The organism is Amycolatopsis melonis, from assembly GCF_040064235.1.
GTDB classification, from domain to species: domain Bacteria; phylum Actinomycetota; class Actinomycetes; order Mycobacteriales; family Pseudonocardiaceae; genus Amycolatopsis; species Amycolatopsis melonis.
In genome coordinates, this window is record NZ_JBDZYD010000005.1 from 86,680 (window position 1) to 103,088 (window position 16,409).

The 16,409-nt window shown below is 70.0% G+C and carries 12 protein-coding genes; 2 read left to right on the top strand and 10 right to left on the bottom strand.

Going from position 1 to position 16,409, the window contains the following annotated elements; genetic code table 11:
* Positions 1 to 210: 210 nt before the first annotated feature.
* Together ABJI51_RS14355 and ABJI51_RS14360 are read right to left on the bottom strand one after the other, a co-directional pair.
* On the bottom strand, positions 211 to 3,492 hold the full coding sequence (locus tag ABJI51_RS14355; RefSeq protein ID WP_348951000.1) for a glycosyltransferase: 3,282 nt from the start codon (positions 3,490 to 3,492) through the stop codon (positions 211 to 213).
* A 187-nt stretch (positions 3,493 to 3,679) separates the two neighbouring features.
* Complete coding sequence (locus ABJI51_RS14360) at positions 3,680 to 3,967, bottom strand: WhiB family transcriptional regulator (RefSeq protein ID WP_348951857.1); 288 nt, start codon at positions 3,965 to 3,967, stop codon at positions 3,680 to 3,682.
* A 263-nt stretch (positions 3,968 to 4,230) separates the two neighbouring features.
* On the opposite strand from ABJI51_RS14360, the gene ABJI51_RS14365 reads away from it, so the two are divergent.
* The gene (locus tag ABJI51_RS14365; protein WP_348951858.1) at positions 4,231 to 4,992 is read left to right on the top strand and encodes a site-2 protease family protein; all 762 of its coding nucleotides are present in this window, start codon (positions 4,231 to 4,233) and stop codon (positions 4,990 to 4,992) included.
* Positions 4,993 to 5,010: 18 nt separating this feature from the next.
* Here the strand turns inward: ABJI51_RS14365 and ABJI51_RS14370 are convergent, their stop codons facing one another.
* Genes ABJI51_RS14370 through mshB form a run of 3 tightly spaced genes read right to left on the bottom strand, consistent with a single transcriptional unit; the run spans position 5,011 to position 7,014 of the window.
* A complete protein-coding gene (locus ABJI51_RS14370) occupies positions 5,011 to 5,790 on the bottom strand; it encodes a hypothetical protein (protein ID WP_348951002.1) in 780 nt (259 codons plus the stop codon).
* Positions 5,783 to 6,175 (bottom strand): hypothetical protein, encoded by a 393-nt coding sequence (locus tag ABJI51_RS14375; protein WP_348951004.1) that lies wholly within the window; start codon positions 6,173 to 6,175, stop codon positions 5,783 to 5,785. Before ABJI51_RS14375 ends, ABJI51_RS14370 begins: the two co-directional genes overlap by 8 nt.
* Positions 6,172 to 7,014, bottom strand: coding sequence for an N-acetyl-1-D-myo-inositol-2-amino-2-deoxy-alpha-D-glucopyranoside deacetylase (mshB, locus tag ABJI51_RS14380; protein WP_348951006.1), 843 nt, complete (start codon positions 7,012 to 7,014; stop codon positions 6,172 to 6,174). Before mshB ends, ABJI51_RS14375 begins: the two co-directional genes overlap by 4 nt.
* A gap of 112 nt (positions 7,015 to 7,126) precedes the next feature.
* Here mshB and ABJI51_RS14385 point away from each other — a divergent pair, with 112 nt between their 5' ends.
* Positions 7,127 to 8,908: an ABC transporter ATP-binding protein gene (locus ABJI51_RS14385; RefSeq protein WP_348951008.1), complete on the top strand. Its 1,782-nt coding sequence runs from the start codon at positions 7,127 to 7,129 to the stop codon at positions 8,906 to 8,908.
* A gap of 379 nt (positions 8,909 to 9,287) precedes the next feature.
* Here the strand turns inward: ABJI51_RS14385 and ABJI51_RS14390 are convergent, their stop codons facing one another.
* The 5 genes from ABJI51_RS14390 to ABJI51_RS14410 form a co-directional block, all read right to left on the bottom strand.
* Positions 9,288 to 10,304, bottom strand: a complete 1,017-nt coding sequence (locus ABJI51_RS14390) for an ABC transporter permease (RefSeq protein ID WP_348951010.1) — start codon at positions 10,302 to 10,304, stop codon at positions 9,288 to 9,290.
* 82 nt (positions 10,305 to 10,386) lie between these two features.
* Positions 10,387 to 11,316, bottom strand: a complete 930-nt coding sequence (locus tag ABJI51_RS14395; RefSeq protein WP_348951012.1) for an ABC transporter permease — start codon at positions 11,314 to 11,316, stop codon at positions 10,387 to 10,389.
* Complete coding sequence (locus ABJI51_RS14400; protein WP_348951014.1) at positions 11,309 to 12,325, bottom strand: ABC transporter permease; 1,017 nt, start codon at positions 12,323 to 12,325, stop codon at positions 11,309 to 11,311. Before ABJI51_RS14400 ends, ABJI51_RS14395 begins: the two co-directional genes overlap by 8 nt.
* Positions 12,326 to 12,508: 183 nt before the next feature.
* Positions 12,509 to 14,320, bottom strand: coding sequence for an ABC transporter family substrate-binding protein (locus ABJI51_RS14405; RefSeq protein ID WP_348951016.1), 1,812 nt, complete (start codon positions 14,318 to 14,320; stop codon positions 12,509 to 12,511).
* A 289-nt stretch (positions 14,321 to 14,609) separates the two neighbouring features.
* Positions 14,610 to 16,346: an ABC transporter family substrate-binding protein gene (locus ABJI51_RS14410; RefSeq protein ID WP_348951018.1), complete on the bottom strand. Its 1,737-nt coding sequence runs from the start codon at positions 16,344 to 16,346 to the stop codon at positions 14,610 to 14,612.
* Positions 16,347 to 16,409 lie beyond the last annotated feature (63 nt).

Below are 16,409 nucleotides of genomic sequence, written 5' to 3' on the forward strand. Positions count from 1 at the left end.
GCGGTGGCTCACCTCAGCGTCTTGAATGACTCATTCAGGACCTCCGAAGACCTGAATGAGTCATTCAAGACACCGCACCACCCTCCGACCACACCCGGACCGCGGTTCCCCCGCGAGACGGAGGTCGGCAAAGGTGGTTCGCCAAGGCCACCTTGGGTGCGCTGCGAAGTTCACAACCCGCGCGCGTGAGGGGGACCCCCGGTTTTCACGCTACCGGCCGGCACCGACAGTTTCGGAGCGCCGCCGGGCCGGGACTGCCGTCAGGAGTGTGAACAGCACCGCCGCCAGCTGGGCCAGCAGGAGCAGGTTGCGTTCCGTTCCCGGGTACTCGACCGTCACCTCCGACGGCGTCGGCGGCACCGACACCGCCACCTGGTGGCCCCAGGCCGGCACGATCGGCACGGCCTTGCCGCCCACCGACGCCTTCCAGCCCGCCTCCTGCTCGGCCGCCAGCACCAGCAGGCGCCCGGTCGGCCCGTCGGACACCCGGACGCGCACGTCCGGCAGGCCCGCCTGCACTGGCGCGACCCCCGGCGCCAGCCCGGGCGCGCCGCCGCCGGTGACCGCCGCCTTCGCCTGCTCCGGCGAGATCAGGATCACCTGGCCCGACGGCGGGAGCAGCCGCAGGACGCCGCGGCCGTCGGATGTCGGCGCCGCCACCGAAACCAGGTCCTTCGCCGGCGGGAGGTACGCGTGCGGGTCGACGCCCGGTGGGAGTACCACGAACTGGACGCCCGCGGCCGCCGCCGCGGCGATCGCCCGCTGTACCGCCGCCGCGTCGCCCTGGCCGAGGTCGCGGCGCCACGCCGCCAAGCGGGCCGGGGTGCCGGGTGTCGGGGCCAGCTCGTCGTCGCCGTAGCGGGGCAGGCGCCCGCCGATCTGGCGGGTCGCGTCCGGGGCCAGGTCGAGCACCGAGCGGCCGGACGCGGTCAGCTCGGCCGTCACTTCCGGGGCGAGCGAAGGACGTTCACCGGCGCGAAGCGGTCCTTGTGCGCCGATCACCACCGCACCCGCCGCGAGCGCGAGGAACACCGCGACCCCGGCCACCGCCATCACCTTCGGCAGCCACGACACCGGGACACCGGCCGGGCCGCCGCGCTGCCACGATCCCAGCACGACCCACAGCAGCCCGGCGCCGACGATCAGCAGCGGCACGCCCGCGAAGCCGTGCGCGGGGACGCCGCCCTGCATCGGCGTCACCGTGACCAGCCGGACCAGCACGAGCCCGCCCGCGCCCAGCGCCGCCAGCGCGAGCCCGCCCGCCGCGAGCTTCGTCGGCCGGACGACCACCGCGACCAGGGCCGCGGCGATCACCGCGACGCCGATCGGCCACGCACCCTGGCCACCCGGGTCGAGCCCGGCCAGGTCGGTGCCGGAGACCGGCGGCGCCGCGCCGCCGAGTCCCTGGACGAGCAGTTCCGGGTGCCGCAGCAGCACCGTCGGCCACGGCAGCAGCAGCGCCAGCGGCAGCAGCACGACGATGCCGACCGACGCGATCCGCCGCGCCAGCCCGGTCGGGGCGGGCAGCACGACGAACCCGATCAGCAGCCCGGCCAGCGCGAGCCCGTGTGCCAGCGGGGAAAACGCGCCGAGCAGCGCCACGCCGAACGCCGACAGCGCGGACACGTGCAGCCAGCGCGTGTCCGCCCGGACCAGCAGCCCGGCGATGCCCGCGGCGACCGGCGGCAGCACGAGGTGCACGACGACGACGTCGAGCCTGCCCTGCGCGACCCCGGCGGTCGCGGCGGGCAGCAGCGCGTACGTCGCGGCGACGACGGCACGGACCCAGCGCCGCACGCGCAGCCGTCGCGTGGCCAGGTACGCGCTCAAGGCCGCCAGGGGAATGTCGCCGAGGAGCAGGACCGCGACCAGCGCGGCCGGGCCGCCGATCGGCGCGAACACCGCGCCGAGCGTGCCGAGCACCGGCAGCGTCGCCGACGCGGGCGCGCCGGTGCCGCCCGCGACCGCGTGCCACGGCGCCAGGTACGCCGACCACAGCTCCCCCAGCCCGCCGACCGGCAGCAGCTTGCCGCCGAAGAGGTCGAGGCCGAGCCGGGCGCGGTTGACGGCCAGCCCGAGCGCGGTCATCACGACGAGCAGCACCACCGGGGGCGCGAAGATCGTGGCGCCGAGCACGCGGCGGCGGTTCACCTCGACGAAGACGAGTTCGGGTTCTTCGGCCGCGGCTTCGGAAACCGGTTCCGGCGCCGCGGTTTCCGGCAGCGTGACGGCCACGAGCGTGCCCGGGCGCCGCAGCCCGGACCCGCGTGCGCTGACCCCGCGCAGCGCGCCGGCGGGCAGCGCGTCGGGACCGACGGGACGCGTCTCGCGCGCGTCGAGCGCCTCCGGCGTCACCCAGGCCGATTCGGTCTCGACGGTCTCGGGCACCCGGCCGAGCGCGACGTCGTTCTCGACGCCACGGCGCACCAAGCCGACGACACCGGCGCGGATGGCGTTGCGCAGCCGCGTGCCGCGTCCGGTGAAGAGCCCGCGAACCGTGCCGGGCCGCGGATTCCGCCGTCGGCGGGCGCGGGCGGCACGCAGCCCGCCGCGTCCACTGAGGAGATACGCGGCGGCGGAGAACTCGGCCCGTGCCTCGCCGGTGCGGCGCAGCAGCAGGAACGCGAGGGCGCGCAGCACCGACAGCAGCGGCAGCCGGATCATCCCCAGCCAGAAGGAAAAGGCCGAGCAGTTCACCAGGAAGACCCGCAGGCCGTGCGCGCGGTTGGCGGCGGGCAGCGGCACGGTGACCGCGTGCACCGGGCGCTGTCCGGTGGTGACCGCGCGCGCGTGCCGCACCCGCGCGGACGGCACGGTCAGCACGAGGCCGCCGGCGGCGTTCGCGCGCCAGCCGAAGTCGAGATCCTCGCGCAGCAACGGGAATCCGGGGTCGAAGCCGCCGAGGGCGTCCCAGGCGTCGCGGCGCACGAGCGAGCCCGCACTCGGCACGGCGAGCACCTCGACCGGGTCCTCGCCGCTCGCGGCGACCTGCTGGCGGTGCCCGGACGCGTCGGTGGACAGGCCCGCTTCGACGATCAGCCGCGGATCGGCCCAGTCGAGCCCGAGCGGGCCGAGCACGGTCGCCGACGGCTCCTGCGTGGCGACCTGCAGCAGCTGCGCGAGGCAGTCCGGCTCGGGGGCGCAGTCGTCGTGCAGCAGCCACAACCACGAGCCGGGGTCCTCGCCCCAGCGCTCGGTGGCGTGCCCGACGGCTTCCGCGACGGCCGCGGCGAAGCCGATATCACTCGAAAGCGTGATAACGCCGGAGAGCACGGGAGCGGCATCAGGGCCGGGATCGGACGCGGCTTCGGCGAGCAGCCGAGGGGTGGCGTCGGTGGAGCCGGTGTCCACGGCGAGCACGTGCCGGGGCCGGACAGTGCTGCGGCGCAACGAAGAAAGCGCCAGCGGCAGCCAGTTTTCGCCGTTGTGACAGACCACAATGGCCAGAACGGGCGCGGTGCGCAGGGCGGGCGGCGCGGCGGTGCGGGGCAACGAACACTCCGGATCAGGCGGCGGATCGGTGCGGCCACCCTACGGCCCCGGCCCGTCACCCGGAGGTGAACCCACGCCGAGGACGCCCAAAGAGAAATCACCGGTGACGCAAGCATCACCGGTGATTCCTTCGGAGCACAGGGGAGTTCCACAGCGTGGACGGGCGTGTGCCGCTCCGCTCGCTCCCCTACACGGCTCGTTTCTTCAGCTTCCGGCGCTCCCGCTCGGACAGACCGCCCCAGATGCCGAAGCGCTCGTCGTGGGCCAGCGCGTACTCAAGGCACTCGTCCTTGACCTCGCAGCCCAGGCAGATCCGCTTGGCTTCACGGGTGGAACCGCCCTTCTCGGGGAAGAACGCCTCCGGGTCCGTCTGCGCGCACAGGGCGCGTTCCTGCCAATCCTGCTCTTCGTCGGTGGCATCGATGAGCTCGGTGAGATCGCCCAGAGCCTGCTCCGGGATCTCGCCCCAACCCATGACGTGCCCCCATTCCTTTCCATCGGCTTCCAACCGCACGTCCGCCTCCTCGCTCCCTAGCACTCCCCAGGCTGGCGGTGGTGAAACGACACTCGCCGTCCCCTCTCGGCGGCGAATGACATCACTGTGATTACACCCGTGTAGTGCGGTCAGGTCAAGCGGAGTAGCGAGTTCGGGGGACGTCTGCGCCCGATCGCGCAAGGGGACACGCCGGTAACTTCACACCGGGCATACGGAAGACTGGAGCCGTGCAGAAGTCAGCAGTGCGTCCCAGCCCGGTCTTCCTCGGCATCCTCGCGCTCACCGTCGCCGGCGGCGTCATGGCCGCTTTCGGCGACATCGGCAGCGTCCTGCTCCGCGATCGCGATCCACTCCTGATCGCCGGCGTCGTGATCTTCGTCGCCGCCGGCTGGGTGGCGTCGTTGTCGCTGCACGAGTTCGGGCACGCGATGGTGGCCTACCGCGGCGGCGACTACAGCGTCGCCCACAAGGGTTACCTCACGTTGGACGTCCGGAAGTACACCGACCCCGTCCTGTCGATCATCCTGCCGCTGGTGTTCCTGATCATCGGCGGCATCCCGCTCCCGGGCGGCGCGGTCTGGATCAACCGCGGCGCGCTGCGCTCCCGCGGGACGTCGTCGTGGGTCTCGCTGGCCGGTCCGCTGAGCAACCTGGCGGTCGGCGCGGCGCTCGCGCTGGTGGTCGCGGTGGTCCCGATGGCGGGCGGCCTGGTGATCGCGATGTCCTACCTGGCGCTGCTGCAGATCGTGACGTTCGTCCTCAACATCCTCCCGATCCCGGGCCTCGACGGCTGGGGCGCGATCGAGCCGTACCTGCCGCCGCGCGCCCGCGAGATCGGGGCACAGGTCCGCCCGTGGGCGCCGATCATCCTGTTCGCGGTCCTGTGGTTCTTCCGCCCGGCGAACACCGCGCTCTGGGAAGGCTCGTACACGATCTTCAACGCCTTCGGCGGGTACGTCGACGGCGCGCAGATCGGCTACAGCGTGTTCCGCTTCTGGTCCTGACCCCAAGCCGAGGCCGGGTCAGGTGCGGTGCTCGGTGAGCCAGGTGTGCGCGCGCTTCCAGACGACCTTCAGGCCGGACCGCTCACCGAGGTAGTCGCCCGCCGCGCCGACGACCGGGAGCAGGCCCAGCGCCCGGTGCAGGAGGTTGCCGCGCGGGCGCTTCTCCAGCTCCTCGGTGATGCCCAGCAGGGCCCGGCCGAGGCGCCACAGCGTGCCCGCTGCGGCCTTCACCGTCGCCTTGCCGTGTTTCTTCTCCGACGCCGTCAGCTCTTCGGTCAGCTTCGCCGCTTCGTCGGCCTCCGCGGCTTCGTCGTGCTCCGCGTGCTTGCCCGCGGCGAGGTCCGGGTCGATGTCGCGCTCGAAGAGCACCCACGCGATGAGCCGCACGCGCATGCCGACGTCCGTCACGCCGTACTCGCCCGCGATCGCGCACAGCAGCAGTCCCTGCGACGCCGCGCCCAGCGCGTCCTGGACCGGGAGCCGGTCGGCCAGCGCGCCGCCCAGGCCCGGGATCGACGTCAGCAGCGCCGTGAAGCGGCCGACGCGGTTCATCCACCAGCTCGACCGGTCGTAGCCGGTCATCCGGGCCCACGCCGCCGTGCCGGGGACCTTCACCGACGTCAGCCCGTGGATCAGCTTCGCCTTCAGCCCGGACTCGACCTCGGCCAGGTCGTCGGCCGCGCGGGCCTGCAACCCGAACGGGTCGGCCTCCCGCAGCGCGTCGAGCATCGGGCCGCACGCCCGCACGAACGGCCGCAGCACCGCCACGACCTGCTTGTCGGAGATCGCCTCAGCCACGTCCCGGTCCCCTTCCCGCCGCCCGGCCCAGCCCGCCGCCGAGCACCATGGCGCCCGGCAGCGCGCTCGCGCCGAGCAGCAGCAGCGCCCGCCAGTCCTGGATCAGCACCAGGTCACCGCCCGGGCCCAGCATGCCGACCCCGAACACGACGAGCACCCACACCACCAGGGGTACCCACGAAAGACCGGGCCGCACCAGCTTCGCGGCCGACGACACCAGCCACGGCGTCGTCACCGCGCCGACCAGGACGGTCACCGGCAGCGGCACCACCCCGATCCGCAGCGGCAGGAAGAACAGCTCCAGCAGCGCCAGCAGCACCGTGTCCAGGACGAGCAGCGCGAGCAGCAGCCCCTGTTCCAGGGTGAGCCGGTCCGCCACGGTCACAGCCCGCCGAACAGGTCGTCGCCCGCGCCCTCGGCAGGCCCGTGGGCGAGCACGAAGCAGTCCTCGGCGAGGATCGGCTGCGCGATCTCGTTCGTCAGGGCGAAATGGGGCACGTCACCCTCGACCACGGCGAGCTGGGTCGCGTGCGCACGCAGTGCCGCCATCTTCGCCGGGACGTACTGGGCGACGTCGAGCACCGTCGTGATTTCTTCGTCCGGCGTCGTGGGCAGCTCGTCGTCCTGCGGGACGGCGAACACCGACGGTGATGCACGCAATGCGTGCAACGCTGCGCGCACTGCGTTGCGCGACGCCACCGTGTGGAAGACCCGCTGGACCGACTCCGCCCGCGGCGCGGCCGCCATGGTGATCTCGTGGGCGCGGATGTGGTCGGGGTGGCCGTAGCCGCCGAACGCGTCGTAGGTGACGACGACCTGCGGGCGGACCTCGTCGAGGATCTCCGCCAGCTGCGCGGCCTGCTCCTCGGCCGACCCGCCGGTGAACGCCCGCGGGTGTGACGCCGACGGCGTGCCCGCCATGCCCGAATCGCGCCACCGGCCGATCCCGCCCAGATAACGATGCCGTGACACCCCCAGCGCGGCACACGCGGCCTTCAGCTCGGCGACGCGGTACCCGCCCAGCTGGTCGGCGGCCCAGGCGCCGAGCCCGGCCAGCTCGGGGAGGCCCGCCATGATCTCGCCCTCCTCCCCCAGCGTGCAGGTCACCACGGTCACCTCGGCGCCTTCGGCGGCGTATCGTGCGATCGTGGCGCCGGTCGTGATGCTTTCGTCGTCGGGATGGGCGTGGACGAACAGCAACCTGCGCGATACCGGGGAGATCACGGGTTGAGCGTAATTCCCGTGCTCCGACCTTCGTCGGGGACACCCTCGGTTATCCTCGCGCGAGTCGTGACCGCCGCGTCGCGACCGTCTGTACCCCCACGAAGGGCATCTGGTGAGCACTGAAGCAACTTCGGCGGACGTCGCCGGCGTGTCAGGATCGGTCCTGTCCATTTCCGACCTGAGCGTGTCGTTCCAGACCGAGGACGGCGTCGTGAACGCCGTCAAGGGCATCGGGTTCGACGTGCAGCCCGGCGAGATCGTCGCCGTGGTCGGGGAGTCCGGGTCCGGCAAGTCCGTCACGTCGATGTCGGTGCTGGGCCTGCTGCCCAAGACCAGCAAGATCGCCGGCGAGCTGCGCCTCGGCGAGCGCAACCTGGCGGATCTCAAAGAGAAGGACATGCAGAAGATCCGCGGCAACCAGGTCGCGATGATCTTCCAGGAGCCGATGACGGCGCTGAACCCGGTCTACACGGTCGGCTGGCAGCTGCGCGAGGCCCTGCGTTCGCACCTCGACATCTCCAAGGACGCCGCCGACAAGCGCGCGGTCGAGCTGCTCGACATGGTCGGCATCCCGAACCCCGAGCTGCGGTTCAAGCAGTACCCGCACCAGCTGTCGGGCGGGCTGCGCCAGCGCGTCGTCATCGCCATGGCCATCTCGTGCGACCCGCAGGTCATCATCGCCGACGAGCCGACCACCGCGCTCGACGTCACCGTGCAGGCGGAGATCCTCGGCCTGCTGCGCAAGCTGCGGGACACACTCGACACCGCGATCGTGCTGATCACCCACGACATGGGCGTCGTCGCCGACATGGCCGACCGCGTCATCGTGATGTACCAGGGCGAGATCGTCGAAGAGGCGCCGGTGCGCGAGCTGTTCGCGTCGCCGAAGGAGGACTACACCCGGCGGCTGCTGGCCGCGGTGCCGGTGCTCGGCCAGCGTCCCGAGGGCCGCCGCCTGCTCGACGACACGGGCATCGACGCCGACAGCACCGAGGCGGCCAAGATCGCCGAGGAGATCCGGCTGGCCGACGAAGAGCTCGAGGCCGTGATCGAGGAGGCCGCCCCGGCCCTGGAGATCAAGAACCTGGTGCTGGAGTACCCGGGCCGCCGCGGCCAGGCCAAGAACCGCGCGGTCGACGACGTCTCGCTGACCATCGCCAAGGGCGAGATCGTCGGGCTGGTGGGCGAGTCGGGTTCGGGCAAGTCGACGGTCGGCCGCTGCGCGATCCGCCTGCTCGACCCCACCGCGGGCACGGTGTCCATCGCGGGCAAGGACATCACGAAGATGTCGGCGAAGGAGCTTCGCCCGCTTCGCCGGTACTTCTCGATCGTGTTCCAGGACCCCGCGTCCACTCTGGACCCGAAGATGACGATCGGCGAGTCGATCGCCGAGCCGATGGTGCTGCACAAGGTGCTGGCGGGCAAGGAGCTGTCGGCACGGGTGCGCTCGCTGCTGGACAAGGTCGAGCTGGGCGGGCACTACATGAACCGCTACCCGCACGAGCTGTCGGGCGGCCAGCGCCAGCGTGTCGCGATCGCCCGCGCGCTGGCACTGGACCCGGCACTGCTCATCGCGGACGAGCCGACGTCGGCGCTGGACGTGTCCGTGCAGGCCCGCGTGCTGGACCTGTTCCTCGACCTGCAGCAGTCGCTGCAGTTCGCGTGCCTGTTCATCAGCCACGACCTGGCGGTGGTCGACCTGCTGGCCGACCGCGTCGCGGTGATGCAGCACGGCAAGCTGGTCGAGGTCGGCACCCGCGACCAGGTGCTGCACTCGCCGCAGCAGGAATACACGAAGCGCCTGCTGTCGGCGGCCCCGGTGGCGGACCCGGTGCTGCAGGCCCAGCGCCGCGCGGCCTGGGAGGCCGGCAAGCTGGCCCCGGTGGCCGACTGACGGACGAACGCAGAAGGGCCCGCATCCCGGGAGGGTGCGGGCCCTTTGGCGTTTCTCACGGGCCCAGAGCGCCCCAATGTGGCGTTGGCGAACCACCTTTTGCTGACCTACGTCTCGCGGGGAACCGTGGCCCGAGGTGCGTTGGAGGGCGGGGCGGCGTCTTGAATGACTCATTCAGGTCTTCGGAGGTCCTGAATGAGTCATTCAAGACGCTGAGGTGAGCCACTCCCCGCCCGCGCCGGGCCTGCGCTCTGCCCGTCGGGGCGGTAGGTCAGCAATTGGCCGTTCGCCATGGGTGCGTTGAGCGCACCGAAGGCCACCTTGGGTGCGCTCAACGCACCGAAGGCCACCTTGGGGCGCTTGGGGCGGGCGGGCGCCGTCAGCCGACGCGGATGCGGGGGTCCAGGATGCCGTACAGGAGGTCCGCGACCAGGTTCGCGATCACCACGCTCGCCGCGATCACCACCAGCCAGCCCATCAGGACCTGGGGGTCGTTCTTGTTGACCGCCTCCACCAGCAGTGTGCCCATGCCGTGCCAGTTGAACACCGTCTCGGTGATGATCGCGCCCGTCACCGTGGCGCCGAAGTTGACCGAAAAGAGCGTCATCACCGGGATCAGCGCGTTGCGGAACGCGTGGCGCCAGATCACGCGCGTGTTCGTGACGCCCTTGGCGCGCGCCGTGCGGACGTAGTCCGCGCCCAGGACCTCCAGCATCGACGCGCGCTGGAACCGGCTGTACGCGGCGAACGTGATGGCCATGATCGACAGCGTCGGCAGCAGGAACGCGCCGACGTACTTCGCGAGCGCGTCGCCCACTCCGGTCGCCGAGAGGCTCTCCGGGCTCGTCGTGCGCAGCCACGGGTCGCCGAGGACGTCGGCCAGGCCCAGGTCGCGGACCCAGATGTTGGCGCGGATCGCGTAGCCCTTGAGCACGATCGCGACGCAGAAGATCGGCATCGAGAACATCAGGAACGCCAGCGTCGTCGCCAGGTAGTCCCAGATCGAGTACTGCTTGACCGCGGCCAGCACCCCCACCAGCACGCCGAAGACCAGCGCCAGCACCGACGCCGCGAGCACCAGCTCCAGCGTCACCCGGAACGCGGCCATCACCTTCGGCTGGACCGGGGTGAACGCGTTGCCCTGGGCGATCGAGATGCCCCAGTCACCGGTCAGGAAGTGGCCGAGCCAGCTGAAGTAGCGGGCGACGACGCTCTGGTCGAGGCCGAGCTTGTGCTCGGTGTCGGCGATGGCCGCCGCGCTGATGCCCGGCTTGCTGCGCAGCTCGCCGAGCGGGTCGCCGGTGTTGGCCACCATCACGAAGCAGAGGAACGTGCCGACCAGCAGGACCGGGACGGAGATGGCCAGCCTGCGGAGCACGTACAGCACCAGGTTCATCCGAAACCCCCAAGTCCGGTGAATCCCCACGGCGAAACGGACGCGGGGGTGACCGGATCCCGGTCACCCCCGCGGCGTGCGTTCAGGCCTTCATTCTCCGCTGGCGCGGGTCGAAGGCGTCGCGAAGACCGTCACCGATGAAGTTGATCGTCAGTGAAATCAGCACGAGCACGATGAACGGCCCGAAGAACAGCGCCGGCCGCGTCTGCAGCTGGGCGTAGTTCTCCAGGATGACGCGGCCCAGCGACGTGTCGGGCAGCTGGACACCGAGGCCGATGAACGACAGCGCGGCTTCCGCCAGCACGGCCTGCGCGACCGCGAGGGTCGCGTTGACCGTGATGCTGCCGACCATGTTCGGCACCAGGTGCTTGAAGATGATCCGGAACGTTCCGGCGCCCGACGCACGGGCGGCGTCGACGAACTCGCGCTGGGACAGCGACATCGCCTCCGCCCGCGTGATCCGGGCGATCTGCATCCAGCCGAACGCCGCCAGCACCAGCGCGACGATGTACCACGAACCGCCGCCGAACACCTTGGCGAGGATGGCCGCCGCGGCGATCTGCGGGATGATCAGGAACAGGTCCGTCACCCGCGAGATCGCCGAGTCGGAGAACCCGCGCAGGTAGCCGGCGACCGCGCCGAACACCACGCCGATCACGGTGGCCAGGATCGACACCGTGAGCGCGATCAGCAGCGAGTACTGGGTGCCGCGCAGCACCTGCGACACCATGTCCTTGCCGACCTGCGTCGTGCCGAGCGGGAAGTCCGCGCTGGGCTTGGCGAACGACGGGAACGAGCTGTCCTGGTAGCTGTGCTTCCAGAAGATCGGCATCACGATGCTGATCAGCACGATCAGCAGCAGCACCGCCGACGACGCCATCGCCAGCTTGTGGTGCAGGAACTTCCGCAGGACCAGCTTGCCCTGGCTGCGCGGTTCCGGAAGCGCCTCCGGCGGCAGGGTGCCTTCGGCCGCGGCGGTCTCGCTCGCGAGAAGAGAGTTCAAGTCAGCCAACGCGAATCCTCGGGTCCAGGATGCCGTACATCAGGTCGGCGATCAGGTTGGCGACGATGACACTGGTGGCGATCACCACGAGCCAACCCATCATCACCTGAGTGTCGTTCTTCGTGACGGCTTCCACCAGCAGTGTGCCCATACCGTGCCAGTTGAAGACGGTTTCGGTGATGATCGCGCCGGCGAGGACCGACCCGAAGTTCACCGAGAACAGCGTCGACACCGGGATCAGGGCGTTGCGGAACGCGTGCCGGAAGATGACCCGGCCGTTCGCGAGACCCTTGGCGCGGGCGGTGCGCACGTAGTCCGAGCCCATCACCTCGAGCATCGAGGCACGCTGGAAGCGGCTGTACGCGGCGAAGCTGATCGCCATGATCGACAGGGTCGGCAGCAGGTACGCGCCGATCGTGCTGGTGATGAAGTCGCCGACGCCGTCGGTCTTCAGCTGCTCCGGGCTGGTCGTGCGCAGCCACGGGTTGCCGAGGACGTCCTGCAGGCCCAGGTCGCGGACCCAGCCGTTGATCTCGATCGCGTAGTTCTTCAGCACGATCGCGACGCAGAAGATCGGCATCGAGAACAGCAGGAACGCGAGGGTGGTCGCGAGGTAGTCGATGATCGAGTACTGCTTCACGGCAGCCAGGACACCGACGATGATGCCGATGATCAGCGCGAGGATCTCCGCGCCGACGACCAGCTTCAGGGTGACGCCGAAGGCGGCCATCACCTTGGGTGCGACCGGCGCGAGGGCGTTGCCCTGCGCGATGGAGATGCCCCAGTCGCCGGTCAGGAAGTGCCCGAGCCAGTCGAAGTAACGGGGCACGATGCCCTGGTCGAGACCGAGTTTCGCGGCCGTCGCGGCCAGCGCTTCCTTGCTGATCTGCGGGTTCTGGCGCAGCTCGCCCAGCGGGTCACCGGTGGCGGCGACCATGACGAAACACAAGAAAGTCCCGACCAGCAGGACGGGAATCGATATCGCCAGACGGCGAAGGATGTAGATCACCAGGTTCAACGAACTGCTCCTCATCCGGGCCTGGTCAGAAGTGCGCTGGACCGCTACCCGGTTGTCTACCGTAGTGGCGGTAACCCTACGGTCAACAGCTACTTCCGGTGGATACAGGGGCCCGGCTCGTGGCCGGGCCCCGGTATCCCCCAGGTCATCTGGAGCGAGGGGAAGGAAGAGGCGGGACGAGCCCTACTTCTTCTGCTCCCACTCGCCGACGTTCCACAGGACACCGTCGTACGACTGCATGTAGACGCGGTCGATGCCCTTGAACGCCCACATGGACGGCGTCTGGAACAGCGGCAGGGTCGCGTAGTCGTCGGCGATGGCCTTGTCGGCCTCCTGGTACTTCTGGACCTTGACCTGCTCGTCGGTCGCCTTCACCGCGGCGTTGTAGGCGTCGTCGATCTTCGGGTCGCACAGCGACTGGTAGTTCTGCTCGCCACCCTTGTCCGGGCAGACGTAGATCGACTTGGACTCCGCCTTGAACGGCTGCGAGGACCAGCCGAACAGCGCGACGTCGTAGTCACCGGTCGAGACGCGGCCACCCTTGAGGAAGTTGGCGTCGGTCTCGTCCTTGACCTCGATGCCCGCCGCCTTCGCCTGCGAGATGATGATCTCGACGGTCTGGCTGCGGCGCGCGTTCTGGTTGTGCGTGATCTTGAACGACGCACGCTGGCCGTTCTTGGCGAAGATGCCGTCGGGACCCTTGGCCCAGCCGGCGTCGGTCAGGGTCTTGGCCGCCGCCTCGGCGCCCAGGCCCGCCTTGCTGCTGTACAGGTCGGTGTAACCGGGCTCACCCTGGAAGAACACCACGCTGTTCAGCGGCTCCGCGTCCGCCTGGACCTCCTTGAGCAGCTTGTCCGTGATCTCCTTGCGGTTGATCGACTCGAAGAACGCCTTGCGGAGGTCCTTGTCGGCGAACATGCGCTTGAAGTTCAGGTCGAGGTGCTCGTAGGTCAGCTGCGAGGCCGAACCGTAGGTCACGCCCTGCGCCGCGAGGCCCTTCATCGTCTGGGCCGCGGTGGCGTCCGGCTGGGTCGACGCCGCGACGTCGATCTCACCGTTCTGCAGCGCGGTCGCCATGGCCTTGGTGTCTTCCATGGCCTTGATGACGATCTTCGACGGGCCACCCTTGCCACCCGGCCACTGCGGGTTCTTCTCGAGGGTGACGGCCTTCTGGTTGGCGTCGAACGCGGTGATCTTGTACGGGCCGGAAGCGGGCATGATGTCCGCCTTGAAGCCCTTCCACTCGTTCGACCAGAAGTCACCGGCCTTCTTGATCTGCGCCGGGTCGCCGGTCGGGGCCAGCTTCGTGATGTCCGCGATGCCGGTCTTGGCCTCGAGAACGTGCGCGGGCATGATCGCCGGCGCGTTGAACAGGCCCTTGTAGTCCAGGTAGGGCTCGCTGTAGTCGGTGACGAAGGTCAGGTTGTCCTTGCAGGTCGCCGTCTTGATGAGCGAGTACCCGGTGGTCGAAGCCGAGTTGAACGGGTTCTTGCCGTCCGGGCCCTTGGCCAGGCCGCTCTGCGACAGCCACGCCAGGTACAGGTCCTTGCAGTCGTACGGCTGGCCGTCCGACCACTTGATGTTCGGCTTGATCTTGTAGGTGACCTGCTGCGGGTCCTTCTGCGTGACGTCCCACGAGTCGAAGATGTCGTTGTTCAGCAGGACCTTGTTGTTGCCGTCGAGCTTCAACGTGCCGGAGAGCACCGCGGTCAGGACGTAGTTGTTGTACGAGCTGTTGGTGTCCGGGGTCTGGTTGTTGTACCCCGAGTACCCGTCGTCAATACCGATCGTGACCGTGCCTTCGTACCCCGGGGTGTCCGCGAGCTTGAACAGGTCACCGGTTTCGGCCTTGCCGACAGCCATCGCCTTGACGTCGGTCGACGATCCGTTCTGGTCGGTGTTCCCCGAACCCGAATCACCGCCACTGCAGGCGCTCAGCAACAGCGAAGCGCCGGCGACGAGCGACAAAGCGGAGACTGCTTTGGATCTCCTCATGAAGTGTGCCCTCCTAGCACTGAGCCCTTGAATATCGGGACAAGGGCCCACACCGCTCCGGTTGGATGGGCCGGAGCCTACGACACGCCAAGCGACACTCAACTGGCGCACTGCGGGAGCACGCTAGAAAGGAAAAGCACCGACAGTCACCAGTTCAGGGTCGATCGTGACCAAAGGGTGACATCCAGCCGACATCCAGAAATACGACGGTTACCTCACGGAATCACAGGCTTCCACTCGAAGGCGTCGGTCAAGATCACCCGGTAGTACTGAATGCGTAGCCGAACGATTACTTCGGGCCGCGAGTCCAGTTCACCGCCGACCCGAACGGGCCCACCATCGGAGGACCGGGCGTGACGCCCGAGATGCCCGATCCGATCGCCAGGGTGTCAGCCAACTGGAACAGCGGAATCACCACGTTCCGGCGCCAAAGTTCAGGCTCAAGAGTGGTGAGCGCTTCGGATATCTGCGTCGATCCGGACAGCGCCGCGTCGATCGAGGGCTGCAGCGCCGGGTCGCAGAATCCGGCCGGGTTGCCCGGGACGACGGGCTTGGTCCGGTCGGCCCCGGCGGCGGTCTGCTCCGGACGGCAGCCGAAGGTCGACGCGAGCACGGACGCGGTGTCGCCGCCGACCGCCTGCGGCACGACGGCGATGTCGATCCCGACGTTGCCCGCCGAGTCGCCGGTCGGCTGCTGGACCCCGCCCACGACCGGCATGGCGAGCAGGCCGCCGAAGAGGTCGCGCGGCTGCGGCGTGATCGCGTTGACCTCGATGCCCTGCGCCACCAGCTCGGCGGTCAGCTCCTTCGCGATCGTCGCGTACGGCTCCTGGGTGCCCGGCGAGGCGACCACCAGGGAGAGGGCCTTGCCGTTCTTGCGCCAGGTGCCCGCGGTCTTGACGTACCCGGCGGCCTTCAGCGACTCTTCGGCCTTGGCGACGTCGGGTGCGGTGGGTGGGCCGGGCGGGATGGTCGGCGCGTACCCGGCTTCGGACGGCGCCTTCACCTGGGCGTCGGCGCGCAGTGTCGACGACGGGCCGCCGTCAGCGCCTTCGGTGACAAGCTTGGGGCGGTCGATCAGCGCGGCGATGCCGGCGCGGACCTGGGCGTCCTGCAGGGTGGCGCTGACCGGGCGCAGCAGCACGCTGGCCACCACCGGGCGGGCCACGGTGTGCAGCTTCACGGCCGGGCCGAGGTCACCGAGCCGCTTGAGCTCGTCGCCGGTGGTGCGGGCGAGCGCGAACTGGTCGTTGCCGCTCTGCAGCGCGGGCAGCAGCGTGTTCTGGTCCGCGCGGCGCAGCACGATCCGGTCGATGGCCGCCGGCTTCTCCCAGTAGCGCTCGTTGCGCTCGAGGATGACCTCGCCGCGGGCGGTGTCGATGCTCTTGATCGAGAACGGGCCTGCCACCGCCGGGAAGTTCGCCGCGAGCGCGCCGCGCCAGCCGTCGGGCGCGTCCTTGAGCAGGTGCGCGGGCAGCAGGTCGGAGAACAGCGTCTGCCAGCCGGGGTACGGCTTGGCGAAGGTGACCTCGACGCGCTTGCCGCCCTCGCGGGACTGCAGGTCGGTGATCTGCCGGTAGCCGGCGGGCCCGACGACGCCGGGCTGGTCGCGCAGCTGGGTGCGCAGGTAGTCGAAGTCCTCGGCGGCGATGGGCGCGCCGTCGGACCAGGAGGCGTCGGGCCGGATCTCGTAGGCGACCACGAACGGCTGCTGCGAGATCACCTGCGCGGACTTCATCAGGTTCTTGTCGAGCTGGGTGCTGCCGTCGTCCTTCTGGCGGAACACCGAGGGCAGCAGCAGCTGCGACAGCGCGGAGGTCACCTGGGAGGAGTCGGCGAGGTTGTGCGGGTTGTACCCGCCGAGCACGTCGTCGACCCCGACGACGATCTGCGACGGCGTCTTCCCGGTGGTGGACACGGGCGCGACCGACGACGAGACGACCGGCGGCGGCGGGGTGTTCGAGCAGGCGGCGAGCAGGACGGCCGCGAGTGCCAGTACCGGCCCCGCCTTGCGATTCACCCGCACGCCCAGTTCCTCCCAGAATCTCCCCGATCGGGTCAGCCATGCTCCCACGGCCGCCCGCACGCC

Bases quoted from the DNA above. Each gene is read 5' to 3' on its own strand.
- ABJI51_RS14390 (WP_348951010.1), bottom strand. From the start codon at position 10,304: ATGAACCTGGTGCTGTACGTGCTCCGCAGGCTGGCCATCTCCGTCCCG.
- ABJI51_RS14360 (WP_348951857.1), bottom strand. From the start codon at position 3,967: ATGGGTTGGGGCGAGATCCCGGAGCAGGCTCTGGGCGATCTCACCGAG.
- ABJI51_RS14405 (WP_348951016.1), bottom strand. From the start codon at position 14,320: ATGAGGAGATCCAAAGCAGTCTCCGCTTTGTCGCTCGTCGCCGGCGCT.